15 protein-coding genes and 1 riboswitch are annotated in these 18095 nt (G+C 51.8%); of the genes, 4 read left to right on the top strand and 11 right to left on the bottom strand.

From position 1 onward, the window contains the following. Window positions 1-310: 310 nt before the first annotated feature. The 3 genes from SH527x_RS00150 to SH527x_RS00160 all read left to right on the top strand — a co-directional run bounded on the left by SH527x_RS00150 (window position 311) and on the right by SH527x_RS00160 (window position 3395). A complete protein-coding gene (locus SH527x_RS00150; RefSeq protein WP_437192630.1) occupies window positions 311-1315 on the top strand; it encodes an endonuclease V in 1005 nt (334 codons plus the stop codon). 191 nt (window positions 1316-1506) lie between these two features. Beyond that, on the top strand, window positions 1507-2016 hold the full coding sequence (locus tag SH527x_RS00155; RefSeq protein WP_437192631.1) for a BLUF domain-containing protein: 510 nt from the start codon (window positions 1507-1509) through the stop codon (window positions 2014-2016). A 296-nt stretch (window positions 2017-2312) separates the two neighbouring features. Further along, window positions 2313-3395 (top strand): PA0069 family radical SAM protein, encoded by a 1083-nt coding sequence (locus tag SH527x_RS00160; protein ID WP_437192632.1) that lies wholly within the window; start codon window positions 2313-2315, stop codon window positions 3393-3395. Window positions 3396-3507: 112 nt separating this feature from the next. On the opposite strand, the gene SH527x_RS00165 is transcribed toward SH527x_RS00160, so the two are convergent. The 9 genes from SH527x_RS00165 to SH527x_RS00205 all read right to left on the bottom strand — a co-directional run bounded on the left by SH527x_RS00165 (window position 3508) and on the right by SH527x_RS00205 (window position 14490). Beyond that, window positions 3508-4632 (bottom strand): alpha/beta hydrolase family protein, encoded by a 1125-nt coding sequence (locus SH527x_RS00165; RefSeq protein ID WP_437192633.1) that lies wholly within the window; start codon window positions 4630-4632, stop codon window positions 3508-3510. 271 nt (window positions 4633-4903) lie between these two features. Next, window positions 4904-5218, bottom strand: coding sequence for a quaternary ammonium compound efflux SMR transporter SugE (gene sugE / locus SH527x_RS00170; protein ID WP_437192634.1), 315 nt, complete (start codon window positions 5216-5218; stop codon window positions 4904-4906). Between the two features lie 16 nt (window positions 5219-5234). After that, a riboswitch (guanidine-III (ykkC-III) riboswitch) is annotated at window positions 5235-5298 on the bottom strand. A gap of 45 nt (window positions 5299-5343) precedes the next feature. After that, window positions 5344-6159, bottom strand: a complete 816-nt coding sequence (locus tag SH527x_RS00175) for a sialate O-acetylesterase (RefSeq protein WP_437192635.1) — start codon at window positions 6157-6159, stop codon at window positions 5344-5346. A gap of 160 nt (window positions 6160-6319) precedes the next feature. Continuing rightward, entirely contained in the window at window positions 6320-9130 is a 2811-nt protein-coding gene (gene gyrA, locus SH527x_RS00180; protein WP_437192636.1) for a DNA gyrase subunit A, read from the bottom strand. Between the two features lie 538 nt (window positions 9131-9668). Further along, the gene (locus SH527x_RS00185) at window positions 9669-11810 is read right to left on the bottom strand and encodes a hypothetical protein (protein ID WP_437192637.1); all 2142 of its coding nucleotides are present in this window, start codon (window positions 11808-11810) and stop codon (window positions 9669-9671) included. Next, window positions 11807-12724 (bottom strand): ABC transporter ATP-binding protein, encoded by a 918-nt coding sequence (locus SH527x_RS00190; RefSeq protein ID WP_437192638.1) that lies wholly within the window; start codon window positions 12722-12724, stop codon window positions 11807-11809. Before SH527x_RS00190 ends, SH527x_RS00185 begins: the two co-directional genes overlap by 4 nt. Next, window positions 12721-13116, bottom strand: a complete 396-nt coding sequence (locus SH527x_RS00195; protein ID WP_437192639.1) for a GntR family transcriptional regulator — start codon at window positions 13114-13116, stop codon at window positions 12721-12723. The genes SH527x_RS00190 and SH527x_RS00195 overlap by 4 nt, the downstream gene beginning before the upstream one ends. A 231-nt stretch (window positions 13117-13347) precedes the next feature. Further along, window positions 13348-13797, bottom strand: a complete 450-nt coding sequence (locus tag SH527x_RS00200) for a hypothetical protein (protein WP_437192640.1) — start codon at window positions 13795-13797, stop codon at window positions 13348-13350. A 354-nt stretch (window positions 13798-14151) separates the two neighbouring features. Beyond that, the gene (locus SH527x_RS00205) at window positions 14152-14490 is read right to left on the bottom strand and encodes a cupin domain-containing protein (protein WP_437192641.1); all 339 of its coding nucleotides are present in this window, start codon (window positions 14488-14490) and stop codon (window positions 14152-14154) included. A gap of 342 nt (window positions 14491-14832) precedes the next feature. Between SH527x_RS00205 and SH527x_RS00210 the strand changes: the two genes are divergently transcribed. Then, complete coding sequence (locus SH527x_RS00210) at window positions 14833-15576, top strand: hypothetical protein (RefSeq protein WP_437192642.1); 744 nt, start codon at window positions 14833-14835, stop codon at window positions 15574-15576. 189 nt (window positions 15577-15765) lie between these two features. On the opposite strand, the gene SH527x_RS00215 is transcribed toward SH527x_RS00210, so the two are convergent. Then, a complete protein-coding gene (locus SH527x_RS00215; RefSeq protein WP_437192643.1) occupies window positions 15766-16932 on the bottom strand; it encodes a hypothetical protein in 1167 nt (388 codons plus the stop codon). A 100-nt stretch (window positions 16933-17032) separates the two neighbouring features. Next, entirely contained in the window at window positions 17033-18019 is a 987-nt protein-coding gene (locus SH527x_RS00220; protein ID WP_437192644.1) for a hypothetical protein, read from the bottom strand. Window positions 18020-18095 lie beyond the last annotated feature (76 nt).

Raw genomic sequence — 18095 nt, forward strand, 5'->3', positions numbered from 1 at the left:
GAAAGAAACGAACGATGTGAACACCAAAGAATTCTCAAAACATTGCAGGAGGAGAGCTCTCCTGAGTCAATTTGCGAGTGCGGAATCTGACTTCATATCAGTCGTCTATCGTATCTTTATACAAGCGGATTTCTATGTGAGTGAGTGGTAGTAATGTGCAACCGCTCGTTACATGAAAGCAATACTTGTTGGAATGACATCGATCTGATTGTTCAAGATCGGTGGTTTAGGGAGACAGGGTGGCTCCTAAGCCTGTGAGTGACCTATAATTATTGACTATGCGATTTAATAATCTGTATGAGGAGCAGGAGTGAAACTTGCGGAGTTGTTGGATTTGCTTCCTGATCTTGAAGCGGAAGTTCAAGAGTTACTGCATCAGATTCCAGCAGGGGCGGTATCAACTTACGGGGACCTCGCTGTTGCATTAGGCGACGATAAAACCCGATCTGCTCGATGGCTTGGCGAGTACCTTACTCATCACGCTCATACTGCGAACTGCGTGTGTCATCGGGTCGTGCGGAAGAACGGTGATCTGGGCCTGTATGTCACTGGTGATCCACAGGAGAAGGCGGAGTTGTTAATCAGCGAAGGTGTGAGCGTGGATGAGACTGGTCGCGTTCGCCAGCTGAATCGCTTCACACATTTTCATTCTTCAAGTCCGCTGAAACGACTACGGGATCTTCAGCAGCAGCTTGTGAGACAGGTCAAGAACCTGCCGGTGAGAAAGATCCCGAAGACGTTTGGCGGGATCGATGTCGCTTATTCCCGCGATGGTCGTGCGTGTGCGGCCTATGTCCAGTTGAATGCACGAACTTTGGAGCCGGTCTACGAACAGACTCTGATCAGACCTGTCTCATTTCCTTACATTCCAGGGTATCTGACATTCCGTGAACTCCCAGTGATGTTTGAACTCTGTCTTGAGGTGGTCAGAGCAGGGAAGATGGCGGACGTTCTCTTTTGTGATGGAAACGGCCGACTGCATCCCTGGAGAGCGGGAATCGCAACGTGTCTCGGCGTTCTGTTGAACCACCCGTGCATTGGTGTGGGGAAGTCGTTGTTGTGTGGCAGCGTTGTGACAGCCCCACACGGTTCGGACGAATCAGTTCCAGTTGATCGACTGGTGATGGATGGAAATCAGGTCATCGGGGCAGAAATTCAGTCCCCTCGAAAAACAAAGCCCGTTTATGTTTCTGTCGGACAACTGGTCACACTTTCTCAGGCAATCGAGTTCACAATTCAATCCATCAGTAAACATCGAATCCCAGAGCCTGTGTTCCTGGCAGACCGACTGACGAAAAGGTTGAAGCACAGATGAGAATTCAGTCGATGAATAAATAGACAAGCCAACCGCGTCATTCTCTGGATCTGGAAGCAGCAGGTCGGAATGTAAGGGGGCTGTCGATGAAAAATGTGGATTGTTGAAGTTTGCACGACCTTTGAGCCGTCAGCTTGAAAACACGGACCTAGGTTTGTCTGGACTGCACTTGATTTCAGAGGTCAGCCAGCATGCGCCAGCTCATATATAAAAGCGACACGACAGTCACGTTCAGTAACGCCGAGATTTCTCGCTTACTGATGAAGGCCAGAGCCCAGAACGACATTCACGAAGTCACCGGAATTCTGGTGCGTCACGGGAATTCTTTTCTGCAGGTTCTGGAAGGCCCGGTTGAAGTCGTTGACGATCTGTTCAATCGGATTGCATCTGATCCAAGACATAAGTCGATTCAGGTGTTACGTCGGGCAGAGATCGAGGAGCGGGATTTCGCCGACTGGAGCATGGCTTTTGTCTACACAGACAACCAATTATGCGACCTGCCTTCAGGACTCGATGCGTTCTTCAATTCCAAAGGGGGATTCGCAAAGAACGCAGGCGAACAGGCCGTTCCGCTCTTAAAGCAATTCCGTTACACACCTTGGCGACGACGGGTTGATCTGGGATACACTCCGTTGATTGTTCGCCCAACGCCGCATTATTTGAGCAATCGCGATTTCGGATATCTCGCCGCCGCACAATAAGACTCAACTCAACACTCTGTGTTTCGACCTTCGAGTCACAATCTCCCCGGTAACGGTTCTTGCCGTTTCGCTTCTTTGCAAGAGGGCGCATTCAGACTCAGGTCGTGGTCTTAATTGACTGAGTCGCAGGGATCGAGTTCATACGAATTCTCTCAGCGTTGCTTGAATGTCGGCTTCTTTGACGCACAAGCGATTCTTTGCTCAGTGATCTCATTTCTCTCGACAGAGTGAGCATGGTTGTGTACGCTTGTTCATGTTGCCTGCGCGAACCCGTCGGGATTGATGTTGAGGATTGAATGCAGAACCAGCAGCGATCTTTGAAGGGAAGAGGATCTCTGATTCATCCTCCAAACCGGTTCGATCGAACGCATGTCGTTGATGATTTTGAACAGCTGGAGTTTGACACGGATTTTCAGGAAGAGTTACAGCGGCTCGATACGATTTATTTCGACGACGATTCAAAGTCGATTGTGAGTGAGAACAGTAGCCCTGACATTCCGTTTCGATATTCATTGAATCCCTACCGCGGCTGCCTGCATGGATGTGCGTACTGCTACGCGCGCCCTTATCACGAATATCTGGGGCTGAATGCCGGTTTGGATTTCGAATCCAAAATTGCAGTGAAGCGGAAAGCACCTGACTTGCTGCGCGAGTTTCTGAACGGCAAAGGGTGGAATGCCGATCTCATTACGTTCTCAGGTGTGACCGATTGCTATCAGCCCATCGAGCGAAGTCTGCAACTGACTCGAAAATGTCTTGAAGTGGCGCTTGAGGCTCGTCAACCTGTGGGCATCATCACCAAGAATGCTCTTGTTGGGCGTGATCTTGAACTGTTGTCATCAATGGCCGAGCATCGTCTGGTGCATGTGAACATGAGCGTGACGACGCTCGATCCTGAATTGGCACGCGTGATGGAACCGCGAACCAGTGCTCCGGCGGCACGTCTGCGGGTGATCAAGGCCCTTCGTGATGCTGGAGTGCCAGTCAATGTGATGGTGGCCCCAATCATCCCCGGCCTGAATGATTCCGAGATTCCCGCGATTCTGAAAGCTGCTTCAGATGCAGGGGCTCAATCGGCGGGGAAGGTTTTGCTGCGACTGCCGTTGACTGTGTTGCCGGTCTTTCAGGAGTGGTTGGAAAGAACTCAGCCACTGAAGAAAGACCGCGTGGAATCACTGGTCAAATCCTGTCGCAATGGCGAGATGTACTCTGCGAAATTCGGCGAGCGAATGACTGGCAGCGGTGTCATTGCCGATCAGATTCAAAAGACGTTTCAGGTCTTTCGCAAGAAGTACGGACTGGATGGAACATTGCCGGAACTGAATCGAAGTGACTTTCGTCCTCCTAAGCCGACAAGCGGCCAGCTCCGTCTTTTTTAGACTGGCCTGTTTGATTGGGAGTCTGGGACTTCGCGATATGTCATTAAAAATGAGTGACGGTCGCAATTGAATCTGCAACCGTCACTCATTTTATGTTGAAGCGAAGTCTGCTTTACTTTGCATCCGCGACATAGGCTTTCAGCCAGTCGTGAACTTTGGCCTGTGATTCCATCGAAAGCAAGTGGCCTTCGTGGTGGTTGAGCAGTCCATGTCGAGCCGGTTGCCCATAGAGTTTTGTGACAGCCTGACCTACAGCGACGTATGGCCAGCTTCGTTCTCCATCGGCGCATCCACGACCGGTTTCGCCTCCGAGAATCAGAAACGGGCGAGGAGCAATCAAGGCCATGAGTTCGTGATGCTCACGTGGGAAATCGGCTTCTTTCGCTGCTGGTCCCAGATACCATGGGGCTTCCCAGTTTGTGAAGGAAAGGCCGATTCCTCCTTCACTGAAGACACCAACCCTGACTCGCTCGTCGAACGCCATCAGGTACAAAACTTCTTTCGCTCCCAGAGAGTGACCTGAAGCGCCGATGCGGTTCGGGTCAACGTCGGGTTGCGTCAGCAGAACATCAACCGCACGCATTCCGTCAGCCAACATCGTTGCCATACCGAGGCTCTCTGGGTTTCGGGCTTTGGCTGCAGCGACCGATTTCAGGTAAGTCTTTTCTTCCCACAGAAAGTTGGCCGGACAGATCACGAGATAACCGGCTTCTGCCAGTCGTAGTCCCACGGCTTTCAATGGAAATTCACCGGTTCCGGCGACTGACTTGATGGTCTCTGTAGTCGTCCCGTGGAAGACGACAAGCCCCGGCAGCTTTTCAGCTTGCTTTTTATTCGGCCGCATGACGAATGCCTGAACGCGACGACCTGGTTCAGCTTCGTACTCAATTAATTCTCGAGTACAGTTTTCGAGTTCTTCTTTATGCAGAGATTTCACTGCCAGGTTTTGGGGAGCCTGTGGCAGCGGCCCGAGAAATTTCAGCCAGTCCTCTTTGATTGCCGCTCTAGCTTCTTCCCAGTCCTTGAGATTCGTGATCTCTGTTCCATCGGTCTTTTTCAGCACCGGACGCAACGGTTTCTCAGGGGCAGGGTACTGAGCCGGAACCGTGGCGACATCCGCGAGCCAACTGACTTCAGCGGCATGAATTGAAGTGACAGATGCCATTGCCGCAAGCACCAGTGCCGCAAGTGGAAACTTAGAACAGCGTGCTGCTGTATGAAGTTTGTGATGAGTCATGAGACCTTTCCTGACGTCGATATATGGAAGTGAGCCTACCATGCTTGACGTGATTGATGCACTGGGACTGATACACTGAGCTTAACGATAGCAGAATGACGTTCGTCCAGATGATAGTCGTTTGCGATTAGTCGGCGCAGTGCGAAGTTGCCTCTCAAAATGCAGAGAGTTCGTGATTCAGATGAAAAAGTGCCTCTGCAGGAATCTCAAGGGAGATTCGCAGAGGCACACCGTCTGACATGCACCTTCGAATTCGCTTCAGGAATCAGCGTTATGCAGTAAATTTCAGTCCGATGATCGAGATGATCAACAGGCTGAGAAACCCGACTCGTGCCATGTTGAATGGCTCATTCAACAACGCAATCCCCAGAATAACGGTCCCAGCCGCTCCGATGCCAACCCAGACTGCATAAGCTGTCCCGATGGGGAGAGTTTTTGCCGCAATCGACAGCAGATACATGCTGACCACAATCCCCGAAATTGTGAGGACACTTGGGACCGGCTTGGTGAACCCTTCGGTATATTTCAGACCGATCGCCCAACCGGTCTCGATCAACCCTGCAATGACAAGAATGATCCATGCCATGACGACATCTCCTTTTAAAGCGTCGTCTTTGCAGAACCGGGTACGGCGCGTCTCGTCCGGAGCCCGATCTCGGGCGGAAACATGATTATACTAGTGAATTGTCGAACACAATTCCTGCTTGTGATTTACTTCTTTGGAGCATTGAGCTTCAGCAGGGCGGCCGCGTATCGTCGGCCAAACTCCCGCAGTGCCTCAGTGTCGAAGTGAACTGAATCACCTTTGTGTCCCAACCCGGTTGAATTCACAAAGGCAGAGTTGGGGACCAGTTCATGGATCGATTCGAGTTGAGCGTTTACAACTTTCCAGTAGCTGGGCTTTTCTGCAGTCCCGACTGAAAGGAATTCACCCAACCCCCCAACGATAAACGGTACGCTGGGGCTGTCAAGGTCGCTGCGCAGATCTCCAATCATCTTGCTCATTCGTTTACCGTAAGAGTCGGCAAGCATTTTTGATCCGGCATCACTTTCTCCCTGATGCCAGAGAATGCCTTTCAGTGTTCCGCTCTTCATCGCAATGCGGGCCCGCTCGACAGCTTGGGTATAGAGATCTGCATCTTTCTGCCATCGGGAGAGTGGTGTTCCTCCAACGGCACACGGGATAACTCCAATCGTGACGTCAGGATCGACCTTGGCGATTTCCTGGGCGAAGCTGAACCCCAATCCTGCACCGGCAATGGTCGGCTTGTCGAAGTGCAATGGCTCGATTGCTGGTGCCCACTCGTTCGCCTTGTTCAAGGTTAGAATGCGGTCCGGTGGCGACTGCTTCTCTTTTCCAAGCACGCCGCGGCCTGCCATGTTTGACTGCCCAATCAGCAGGTAAAGGTGGAACTTTTCCTTTGCTGGCAGTTTGATTTCTTCTGCTTGTGCGGCCTTGTTCAGGACAGCGTTGCTCAGCAGTGTTGCCACGGCAAGAACTGCTGTCAGAAATGATCGTCGCAGCATGGGATTTCTCCTTTGTTGATGCAGAGGGCAGTTGCAAAGGACCATCTTCGGAGTTGTACCGACTCTATTAAACGGTCCCCTGAAAACTTGGCTTCAGTGTATAAAAAAACCGCACACGAGAGTCGTGTACGGTTTCAAATCTTTTCCAGAGCGGACCAGATTACTCAGCGGCCTCTGGTGGGACGTCTGGTTTCGCTTCGTTCACGTCCGCCTCGGCTTCAACTACGGAATCGACATCACTTTCGTCTGTCACTTCCGCAGGAATACGAGCGAGTGAAACCAGCTTGTCATCGTTGTCGAGCCGCATGATGCGAACGCCCTGCGTGTTTCGCCCGATGACGTTAATGTCGGTTGCTCGAATTCGCTGAATCTTGCCTGAGGTTGAAATCATCAGGATGTCATCACCATCGGTGACAGCAAGGACCCCGATGACGTTTCCATTTCGGCTCGTCGTCTTGATGTCGCGAACACCTTTTCCACCGCGTTTCTGGCGACGATATCGCATACCGCTGCTGGTTGAAGCAGTTGCTTCTTCGTCGCTGGCGCCTGCGTCACCTTCAGGTGCTGCTTCTGCCGAGACCTCACCTGACGGTGAAGCATCGGTTTCATCTTCTGACACAGAATCGAGTTCTCCGGCACCAAATGGAGTTCGCTTTCCGTAACCGTTTTCGCAGATCGTGAGCAGGGTCAGGTCTTCTTCTGCCACAACCATCCCGACAACAGTGTCGTTCTTGCTGAGCGAAATCCCTTTCACGCCCATTGTATTGCGACCCATTGAGCGAGCGTCCGACTCTGTGAATCGGATCGTCATCCCGGTTGATGTGCTCAACACAACGTCCTGACCAGATGCAACCTTCACGACGTCGATGAGTTCATCGCCTTCGTCGAGCTTGATCGCAATGATGCCGCCCTTCATTGGTCGGCTGTATGCAGAGAGGACGGTTTTCTTGACGATCCCCTGCTGTGTTGCCATCAGCAGGAAGTGTTGGTCGTCGAATTCGCGGACGTCGATACAGTCCTGAACCTTCTCGCCGTCACCAAGGTTCAACAAGTTAACGAGAGCACGGCCTTTGGCAGTACGCGCCTGTAGCGGAAGATCGTAAACCTTCTGCCAGTAGACTTTGCCGAAGTTTGTGAAGAAGAGCAGCCAACTGTGTGTGCTGGAAACGAACAGGTGTTCGACTGGATCTTCGTCGTCACCCTTGGTTCCTTTGATTCCTTTGCCGCCGCGGTTCTGCGCCTGATACATCGTCAGCGGAGTGCGTTTGATGTAGCCCCGTCGTGACAGGGTGACAACCATCGGCTCTTCTGTGATCAGTTCGCTCTTGTCGACGTCGGCCAGTTCCTCGTCTGAGATTTCCGTTCGGCGAGGCGAGGTGTATTTCGCCTGCAGGACTTCCATTTCCTTGCGGATTTCAGCACGAATGTGTGCCGCATCTGAGAGAAGGTAAAGAAAGTCTGAAATGTTCTCGAGCAGGTGGCTGTGTTCGCCTTGCAGGTTCTCCCGTTCCAGATTGGCGAGAGAGCCCAACTGCATACTGACGATGGCCTCTGACTGGTTCGGTGAGAGAGTGTAGGACTCTGAGTGTCCATACTCTGTCAGGAACATCTCGAAACCTTGCTCGCCCAATGCCCGGGCGACCAGTTCCGCTGGCATTTCGATTTTCTGCAGGCGGACCTTGGCTTCGGCACGGCTCGGCGAGTTCCTGATCGTTTGAATGATCTGGTCGATGTCGATCTGAGCAATCAACATCCCCTCGACCGTGTGCTTTCGCTTTCGGGCTTCGGAGAGCTGGAACTCTGTCTTCCGACGAATGACTTCTTCACGGTGACGAATGAACTCTTCGATCACCTGCTTGATGTTCAACGTCTGCGGACGGTTCCCCACAAGTGCCAGTGTGATCACTGAAACAGTGGTCTGCAGAGGTGAGTACTTGTAGAGCTGATTCAGAACGATTTCTCGGTCTGCATCACGCTTCAGGTAGATATGAAGACGAACCTGCCAGCTTGGGGTTCGGCGATCGGTATAGTCGACGACGCGCGAGATGCCTTCAATCTTGTCGTCTTTGATTAGTTCTTCGAGCTTCGACTTGATACGGTCGCGGGTGTCGAGATACGGGATCTCTTTCACCACGATGACTTCGGTATTCTTCTCGGTCTCGAACTCGACCTTCGCACGCAATGTGAGCGTTGAACGTCCAGTGCGATATCCTTGCAGAATGCCGTACCGACCACAGATAACCCCCCCGGTCGGGAAGTCAGGGCCAGGCATCACAGCCATGATGGATTCGATGCTGGTATCCGGGTCATCAATGACCAGTTTCACAGCTTCCGAGACTTCACCCAGGTTATGGGGAGGAATGCTGGTTGCCATCCCGACCGCGATCCCCTGTGATCCATTGACCAGCAGGTTCGGGTAACGGGAAGGGAGCACCACGGGCTCTTCGCCGCGCTGGTCGTAGGTCGGAATGAAGTCGACGGTCTGACGTTGCAGATCGTCCAGCATTTCCGAGGCGGCAGACGACAGTCGGGCTTCGGTGTATCGCATCGCCGCAGGGCCAAGACCGGCGATCGAGCCGAAGTTCCCTTGCTTGTCGATGAGCGTTTCCCGCATCACCCAGTCTTGTGCAAGACGGACGAGGGTTGGGTAGATGACCTGTTCACCGTGAGGGTGATAGTTTCCGGATGTGTCCCCGGAGATTTTGGCGCATTTGATTCGCCCGGAAGATGGCCCCAGATTCAGGTCGTTCATGGCGACCAGAATTCGACGTTGGGCGGGCTTCAGACCGTCTCGCACATCTGGCAATGCACGGCTGACAATGACCGACATCGCATAGGTGAGATAGCTCTGCTGCATCTCATCGCGAATATCGAGGTCTTCAATGGCGCGTAACTCAGAGCCATTGTCGTCGCCTCCCTCAAAAGAGTCGTCGGGGGTCTCAAAATCGGAGGGGGGGATTCCGTCTGACAAAGATTGCGCTCCTGTTATTGCGTAGGGGCTTCTGGGTGATGGTTATTCACCCGTGTCGGATTCACACGGAAATCTGTAACTCATTTGAGATACATGATTTGGGGTGTGTCGGCTGAAGCCTGAAACTGCAATGCTGATTCTATCGAATTTGGGCCAGAACAACAACGCCTGCAGAACGCGAATCAGACAGGAACGGTTCGCTCTCAAAGTTTGAAATCAGAATGAGTTAGGTTCAGCAAGAATCGCTCGCTCGAGACTCGTTCCATCGCTGTGCAACAGAGGTGACCGGAGCAGTGAACGCGGGTTGCGAGTCAAGCACGGGAGCGTGTGGATGGAAGCAAATGGCTAAGCTTTTCAGTTGATGGTCTTTCTTGCGCAAGGGCGCGTTGCTTGATCCGTTCGAAATTCCCATTGTGTTGATTCGATGGGCTGTTGGTCAGGATCCCGTTTAGTATTGCGATCCACATCTCTCGCTGACCTCAGGAACGCGGCACTCGCTTTTGTCTCTCAGCACTTTCCTGGGGATTGGATTGGCGATTTATCCCCATTCGCGTTCTCGGGTTTTCTTCATGAGCCAGAGAATCGCCGCCCATAGGCCGAGTGTGAATGCAGAGAGTCCTCCCAGCAGTATCTCTGCCGAGATTTGAGGGACGAGCGTTGGAGCAAAGAAGATTAGTAAAACGACAATTGTTCCAACGAAGAGGCAAATGAAGCCGAGTATTGACGACAAGTAGAACGGCCATGTTGAACGGAAGGCAAAGGTGGTTGCTCCGACGAAATGGCAGAAACTGAATACGGTGATGAACAGGATGCTTGTGATTGGCAGTGTTGTCGCGCTGTTCGACACCTGAGGCAATGTTAACAGGTGGGTGCTAAATGCCGTTGCAGGAATGATGGCGAATGACTGATCGATGGCGAGGCTCGTGAAAAGCAGACGTGAAAGTGTCCGGCGATTGAAGGGATGACAGAATTCCATTTCGAGCGATTTACAACGTTGAAACCAGGATGAAATCGGCACGGTCAGCATCAACACACTGAGCTGACCCGTAAATAAGTGGAAAAGAAAAAGCGGGTTTGGAGGCTGGTCTTTTCCCTCTCCAGACTGGGGGGAGATCATCTGGAAGAACAATAAGAAAAATCCAAACAAGATCGAACCTGTCGTCAGGAGAATAATTGGCCTGTACGGGTTGCCCCATCGCATAAGTTTGACCTGCTGCCAGAATGATCCGCGATGAAATGACAGATGCTGAAATCGTCCATCGAGGCCCCATGCGGCCAATGGGTTGAGCGCTGTCTGTTGAGTCCGTCGGTACTCGCGTGAGTGAAAAATGAAGGCTGCTGTCAGTTTTGGTTGGGCTTCCGTGACGCGAAGCAGATATCGCTCAAGCTTGATAAACAGATTGCACAGGATTGCCAATTCGATACAGATGATGCCGATTGCTGCAATGGGATAGTGCCCTGCAAAATACCAGGTCCGCAATCCGAGAAGTGCCGGAGAGGGGAATGCGGCAATGCAGTAGATGGTGTTAAACAGAAAAACTGCCATGGCGAGGATGACTGCGAATCTCAGAACTAAAACCAGCCCCTCCTGTTTCGTGATCTTTGCCGATGGGACGACACTGCGGAGGATTACCGCGATTGAACTTGGAATCAGAAGGCTGATCGACAATGCTGGAAGAAAGGCCACCTGAGCCGACATTAATCCGCAAGTTGCCACGCCGGCAGTCGCGGCCAGCAGAAGTAACGCTGCCAGTTTGTGGGGGCGACCATAGTTGGGGATGACCATTGCGGACGGGCTGAGAAACTGCGCTCCCAGTTGGACAGCCAGCAACGCAGAGAGGACTATCATTGTGAAGATGACAGTCACAGATGCGATAGTCGGGGTCTTGGGAAATGTTGCCGGGTAGCCGTGAACCTCAGTAAGGAATTTTCGATTAGCCAGTAGTTGTGGCGACCAGTCGGCGAACACCTCTCGCAAATGAGGATGCCGGATGAGCGGTGCAAACGCCGAAAGGGGGAGGTGCAGTTTTCCCCACTTGTTGATGTTAGGGGTTGGAGTTCGTATGGGCTGCATTCCCATCAGGCCACGGTCAAATACGATTGTCTGCAGGTTTGGAATCGTGCTCATTCCAGCGATGCTATCGGCTGTCAATCGGCTTTGGTCTACTCGCAATTGGCGCACTTTCTCGAGCGAGGAGAGTTCATCCTGATGTTCTAAGAGCAGGTGAGACGGGATCTGCAGTTCTTCAATTCGTGGTGCCAGCGTCCTTAGAACTCCCGAGCTGATTTGCCGGCAAGCCAGTTCCACGGAATGCAGCTTGGGGAACTTCAAGAGGAACTCGGCGTCAGACACGGAGATGTTTGTGTGCTCCCAGCTAATACACTCCACGTTGTGAAACTGTTCTGGCGAAATTACCGAAGTCAGATCAGCATCACTCACCCAAAGGGTGCGAACTTCCGCTTCTCGTCTGCGGGGAACCGACGATTGGAACTCGTCTCTCTGGAAAGTGGAAATGGGTCCTGCATACTTCCGATTCGGAACCACCTCTCCCACCTTAGCGTCATCGGAATAACTCTCGTATGCCAGCATTCCGAAGCAGAATAGCAAAAGTAGTGTGAGTAACAGGCAGAGAGGGCGTGTCCAGTAGGTGCGGTAAATATGGAACAGGCGGTGAATCATCGGCTTGCTCCGTTCGCAGCCTGAGCAGCCGAGGAATGTCCATTGAGCTCCAGAAAGATCTCTTCCAGATTGAGATCTTCAACATTGACCTGTGCCTGATACTGTTCTGCCAGGAGTGGCCTTAATTCTGGCTGGAATTCTGCCACGGTGATGAGCCCGTGTGTTCCGTCGATTTCGCTGCGTAACGTCTTGGGAAGACGCAAATCATCAGGGAGAGGGGCGAAAGCATGGATGCGCAGGCGTTTACAATTGTCTTTCAGTTGGTCGAGTTCACCGTAGTATCCGAGCGTGCCTTCACTCAGGAATGCAACATGTGAGGCAATCCGTTCCAGGTCGGACGTGATATGCGTTGAAAACAGAACGGTGTTGTCACCATCCGCCGTGAATTCGATCAGCGACTGCAGGAATTGTCGTCGGGCCACTGGATCGAGACTGGCAACTGGCTCGTCCAGAATAAGGAGTTCTGGCTGATGCCCCATTGCGAGAATCACTGCGAGTTTCTGCCGCTGCCCCACTGACAATGTGCTGACTCGCTTCTCGCTCGGCAGGCTCCATTCCGAGAGTAGCTGTTTGACGTGGGCGTAATTCCAGTGTTCATAGAACGCACCGGTGTAATCGCACACCTGTTGCACCTTCATCCAGGGGAAGATCTGGAACTCTTGCGAGACATATCCGAGCCGTGCTTTGGTGTTCGGGGTCAGGTCCCAGGAGTCTTCATCGAACAGAAAACTCTGTCCGGACGAGCGTTTCAACAATCCCAGCAGGCATTTAATCAGAGTCGACTTGCCACTTCCATTAGTGCCGATCAGGCCCACAACCTGACCCTGAAGGATCTCCAGGTTAATGCCCCGTAAAACGTTCTGCTTTCCAAAGTGTTCTTGCAGATCCAGCGTTCGAACAATCGGCCTCGTCATTGCGGAGTCTCCCTGAGTAGCTTCCGGAGCACGTGTTCAATCTGCTCGTCATTCAAGCCCAGTTGTCGTCCCCGATTCACAGCGGCCTGCATCTGTGACTCGAGTTCCCGTTGACGCTGTACAACGCTTCCCTGAATGGTCTGAGGGAGAATGGCCATTCCCTTGCCGCGTACCCGTTCGACGATTCCATCCGCTTCCAGCCGGGCATAGGCCTTCGAGATCGTCATCGGGTTTACCCCCAACTCTGCAGCCATCTGGCGAACGCTGGGAAGCATGTCTCCCGGTTGAATCCGACGTCCCGCGAGCAGAGCCTGCACCTGCTCAATGATCTGGCGAAAAATTGGAACGCCAGAAGAAGGGTGGATTTCAAATTGTGAAGGTTGCGTCGTCATTGTATGTTACTGGTGTATTACTACAGTGATACACGCTTGGCATGGCTGATGTCAAAGGAAAGTTCTAGAAATGTAGGCTGGATGAGACGGTACGCCCGGTAGCGGAAGGGGATGGGGATTTCTCTGGATGTTAGGGCGCCGTTGTCTTCCATCGCATCGTACCACGCCCTTCCTTGCGTCAGGGTGTGCCACTCAAGCCGAGTCCATCGCCAGTCACAAAAGGGGATTCGATCATGGTGTTTTGGGGACGTCGCGGATCAATTTGTGGCATTCAACGCAGGAACGGGTCAGGAGCAAATAAGAATTCAGCGCTCCATCGATGTCTTTTGCTTTGGCGGTGCGAACAAGTTCTTTGGTGGCGAATTCAAAAGAATTCAGCTGGCCCTGATACTCTGAGGTTTTGGGGAATGAATTCTCCTGCACCCAAATCTCCAGGAAATTAAACGCCATTAATCGCCGGCTTTGCTCCTCGATGACTTTGAAGTCGGCATTGGTCAATCCAGAGAGGATCTCCTGAGAGGAGTGCAGTTTGATCTGCATCCACAGGTTCGCTTCTGACGAATCCGCTTTTTTCTCCTCAGGCTTGGGGGCTGCCCCCGGTTTGGAGTCTCCATAAAGTGGAAGAGTAATTACGGTCCCCAATAGTACGGACAGGAAGAGCGCGCGTGTTGTCATCGTCATCGTTGATTCCAGAACTGAAATTTTTGAAATATGGAAGACAGTCGTGTGGCGACCTTGTCGCAAATTGCAAATGGGGTTCCAAGAGCAATTCACCGGTAAACCTGCTAGTCATCATATACAAATTAGCATGTGTCTGAGAATCTTATTTCGGGCGAACTCGATTCGTATACGCATGGTTGAATGTGAGGTGGTGTTTAACCTCGACGAAATAAATAGGTTTAGAAGACTGTTTTCGTTCAACGCTTTCGAGCAAGGAGGCTCAGTGATGGTCGAGTGTCCCCCGTTGCCCCCGTTATTGGGGGGCTGAAAGGTACATGCTACTCTCACAGGCAACATACCGCGTTGCTCCTTGCGTTAGGGCGTGTCACCTGACCGCACGAGAGTTAGCAGAAACGAAGCAGCTTCAATGCACTGGACCGAGTGCGGTTCACCCGCCTTCAGGTAGATCATCTTTCCTGCCGTGAGTTCGTGCGTCTGTCCCATGGTGGTAAAGGCAAGCTTCCCTTCGAGACAATGCACTGTGATCTCGCCAGGGGCTTTGTGTTCCGACAGTACCTTACCTGCGGCCATGACAAGGCGGATGACCTCAATCTTTTCAGCCTTGAATAATGTGTGGGTCTTCGAAGCTGCCAATTCTGATCCCAAGGGGCGAACGTCAATGACTTCGCCAGGCATTGCATGAGGAATTGCCATTGTCTGTCTCCTGCGATGAAGCGTAATTGTCAGGATTGTTTCTTGTTGTCCACGCAATGAACTTGTTTCACACGGACCACTTTAGCATCCTAAACCTGCTCCCGCCCCTCGTACATCAGCGATTTTACACAGTCGGAGCAGTCGATGACCATTATCTGGCACACTACCAGCCGACACGTTGGTCCTTGAGCAACGGGGCTTTTTCGAAAAGGGCAGGCTTAATGACAGGAATTGTGGCTATAATCTGGAATTAGGTTGCTCCTGTCCCGTTCGCCCTGTGCGTTGGTACCTCGATCTCCACGAAAAGTGTCAGGACCTCGAATGAGATTTGCATTTGTATGCATGTTACTTGTCTCTGTTGCGACCACGCATGGAAGTGAAATTCCTGCCTTTATGAATCCTGTTGTCGTGAGTGAGCGAGGGCGGTTTAATGATCTCGTCAAATTCCTTCGTGACAGCAATACCGATCCGAAGGACAAAGACGCTGCTGTTAATGCATGGATAGACCGTCAACTGAGGTTGTGTCAAACGAGTGACGACGCGAAGGTTCGATTTGAGTTCGCATGTTTTGCAGTTGGTTTTGCGGTCGAGAAGCGGCGATTGAAAGACGCTGTTACGCTGCAAAAATATATGATTGATGGCGTTGATCCACTGCAGAGAAAAGCTGATCAATTAGCCACGCTCGGTGGAATTTATGAGCTGATGGCAAAGGAGGCGGAGCTTCCAGAGCGTGCTTCGGAGTTGCGAGATCAGGCTCGCGCCATATTTGAAGAGTCAAGGATCGAGGCGAGTCGCTATGCAGGTGAATCCCCAGCGGCATTCAAGCGACTGATTCTCTCTTTTCTTGACGAAGCGGCCATACTGCACGACAGTTCTCAACCTGAGCATGTTTTAAAGGCGGCCGAACTCTGCCGGGATGCAGGGGAGCGTCTTCAGGGTAAGCCTGCAGCAGAAAAGCAAGGGGTTGTCTACCAGGAGGCGGTTGCTGAACTTTCGAGAATGGGGGTCACTCCTGTTTCGATCCGTAAGCAAGAAGATGCTTCAAGAGCGAAGTTCAGGCGACTTGAAACATCAGGTAAAAATTAGTTGAGCAGCGGGGGGGAATTGTCTGGTTTAATTGCATGGCACCAAATGCAGGTCGTCATTGAACATGCCATCTCTGTGGAGAAGAATGGCTCGTTAGTGACATGCTCTTGGTGATCATCTGACATGGAGTCACCCCCTAATGCAGTAGTCCAAGCGGGAGCCTGCCCCGGTTGGACTACTTTAATTGCGCTATCTCATGTCGCTTGTTCCCTTGCACTCAGCTCGGCGATATGTCTCGTACTCCGACTCATTGGAGAAAGTCTTTAGCGGTTCACCTGTTGTAGCCCAGATGAAGATTCTTCCCGAATCACCGTTCTTTAAAGTTTCATGGACAAGGGTGTGCTCAGGAAACGAGAACCCGAGATCGCCGTCGCTGGATCCTAGGCGTAAGCTTGTTGCGATCCAGTCAATGAAATAACCGTCCTCACTGTTTTCAGAGTCGACGGCACCGTGGTTTCGGAATGAAACGTGTGAGGGGTAGAAAGTTTCGTTTGGAAGTTCAGTCCAGGCGGCGACCTTCCAAGTTGCATTTACGGGGACGTAATCTTCAGAGTTGGCTTTCCTTGCAACTCCATGTTCGATCGCGATGGCACTTTCGATTAAGTAGCCTTTGTCTTTGTTGATTGTCAGCGTTATGTTCGTTCCGTGATGTCGTTGAGGGGACGATTCTGGAATGGTTGCTCTTAATGTAAGTCTTTCCCCGTCACCGGAAGTGATTTCATCTTTAATCACTTCAATCGTCCAGTGGTCCACAATGTCTCTCAGCGTTACTCCGGCGTCGGCTGAAGCAAGGTAGATCGATTTCAGATTTTGAGGAACCTGACTCGCCGTTCCTTTAGCGGGGCCTATAAAGCCTCGTACTGGTCGAGAGTCGCATTCGCTAAGCGGAACCGCAGTGAAATCCAACCCGAATGGGTAAACGAGTCTCTTTTCCACTCCGTGACTGACAAAGCGGTCAATCACTTTCCCATCGCCACTGATATTGCTGAGCAACAAGCGAAAACTGTCGTCTTGAGTTCGCCAGATGTTTCCTGAAGAACGTTGCTCCCACTGCTTAACACCGTTCTCGATCAGCTTCGAATTGACATCGTATGTCATGTCAATGGAGGACAGTGTGTTCCAGGTAGATTCGTGTCGTCGTATCACTTCCTCAATTGCCGGGGCGATATTTGTCCGGCTTTGTCCGAAGGCGACTTGATTCGTCGCTAAAAGTGACAAGGCCAATGCAAGAAGGCAGGGGGCCCAGGATAAAGCAGAGAACGCCTGTCGTCGTTCAGCTAGCGGCGCAAACTTCTGGGGAACGCGGACTGCCGAGGATTGAATCCATGAGAATCGATGATTTTGACAAGCAAACATTCTTGCTCCTTCGGATTCATCTTGCCAACGATGACGTCTAACTTGAGATAGCACTGCCTTCGAATCGATTGCCAAACTGGGCACCCGGTATCAGGTAGACCTAATCTATGTTCCTCGATTTCTGCTCGTATTTCTCAAGGAGGAATTTCTCCTCCCATGCTTCAAACGTTTTTTCATCATGAAACGTAAGTGACGGGGCATTCTTTCCCCAGATGTAGATTTTTCCGTTCGTCTTATCCGTAACCTTGCATCCTTCCGGGAACTCCAGAGTAAGGTCTGTCGGGGTAACCGGCTCGTTGACTTTTACACCTGATGCCGTAATGCGAACGCTGAATCCCCGTCGAGTTGTGGTCTCAATCACGCTTGGGAAGAAGGTGCCAGGAGTAGGCTCAGTGAACGCTTTAACTTCTCGGGATGAAGATACACCATCTTTGTCGAGTAATTCCACCTTCTTAATAAGCCAGTTGTGTTGCTCGTCCAGATGACACACGATTGTCTTGTCAGCTTTTCTGTCGTGGAGTCGCAATCTGTGAAGTGTTCCGTTACGTGGAAGCATTTCTGCCGTAACTGACTCCGTGTGCAGAAACTCTTTCAGGCTACGATTCACGTCGACATCAAACAGTAGCCAAAGCTCGGGAGCCCAGCGGCGTAGTCCATTGGAGGTCGGTGAATCAATGTCTCCGTGCACCGACCAGTACGCCGATGGCTCGTTCATTGGAACAAGCGGAGTGCTGAGGCGATGTTCTGGGTTCCATCCTCGTAAGCTGCGACCACGGTCGCCGCCTAATTCTGTTTGGTTGAAGTGTTCAACTGTCTTATCTGAGGATGGGCGTATCAAGATTCGTTCGTCGAATCGTTGATGGTCGCGATTCTTCACCCAGCGGACCGTTCCCGAGTTTAAATAATCAGTAGTATTCGGAAACTTCTCTTCACAGGTCAGAGTGACGTCGAGCGTTGTGATCTTACTTTTGTTTTCCTCGTGGGCACGAACTAACGCTTCAATGTCATCTTGTGGAGCGGCGAGTGCAGAGGAGCATAGGTAGATTAAGCCGATTGTTGCGTGTACGAGGCTTGAGAAGCGGCTCAATCCTCTTGAACAATGGCAGCATTCGGCGTGGTGGCTTGCGATCACGGTTGCTCTGCTTTCTGTTCTTGAGACGACC

It is taken from the genome of Planctomicrobium limosum, assembly GCF_051465645.1.
Lineage (GTDB): Bacteria > Planctomycetota > Planctomycetia > Planctomycetales > Planctomycetaceae > Planctomicrobium.

What these genes read in the sequence shown, in the direction of transcription:
- SH527x_RS00155 (WP_437192631.1), top strand. Translation starts at nt 1,507, where the DNA reads ATGCGCCAGCTCATATATAAAAGCGACACGACAGTCACGTTCAGTAAC.
- SH527x_RS00160 (WP_437192632.1), top strand. Translation starts at nt 2,313, where the DNA reads ATGCAGAACCAGCAGCGATCTTTGAAGGGAAGAGGATCTCTGATTCAT.
- SH527x_RS00165 (WP_437192633.1), bottom strand. Translation starts at nt 4,632, where the DNA reads ATGACTCATCACAAACTTCATACAGCAGCACGCTGTTCTAAGTTTCCA.
- sugE (WP_437192634.1), bottom strand. Translation starts at nt 5,218, where the DNA reads ATGGCATGGATCATTCTTGTCATTGCAGGGTTGATCGAGACCGGTTGG.
- SH527x_RS00175 (WP_437192635.1), bottom strand. Translation starts at nt 6,159, where the DNA reads ATGCTGCGACGATCATTTCTGACAGCAGTTCTTGCCGTGGCAACACTG.
- SH527x_RS00185 (WP_437192637.1), bottom strand. Translation starts at nt 11,810, where the DNA reads ATGATTCACCGCCTGTTCCATATTTACCGCACCTACTGGACACGCCCT.
- SH527x_RS00190 (WP_437192638.1), bottom strand. Translation starts at nt 12,724, where the DNA reads ATGACGAGGCCGATTGTTCGAACGCTGGATCTGCAAGAACACTTTGGA.
- SH527x_RS00195 (WP_437192639.1), bottom strand. Translation starts at nt 13,116, where the DNA reads ATGACGACGCAACCTTCACAATTTGAAATCCACCCTTCTTCTGGCGTT.
- SH527x_RS00200 (WP_437192640.1), bottom strand. Translation starts at nt 13,797, where the DNA reads ATGACGATGACAACACGCGCGCTCTTCCTGTCCGTACTATTGGGGACC.
- SH527x_RS00205 (WP_437192641.1), bottom strand. Translation starts at nt 14,490, where the DNA reads ATGGCAATTCCTCATGCAATGCCTGGCGAAGTCATTGACGTTCGCCCC.
- SH527x_RS00210 (WP_437192642.1), top strand. Translation starts at nt 14,833, where the DNA reads ATGTTACTTGTCTCTGTTGCGACCACGCATGGAAGTGAAATTCCTGCC.
- SH527x_RS00215 (WP_437192643.1), bottom strand. Translation starts at nt 16,932, where the DNA reads ATGTTTGCTTGTCAAAATCATCGATTCTCATGGATTCAATCCTCGGCA.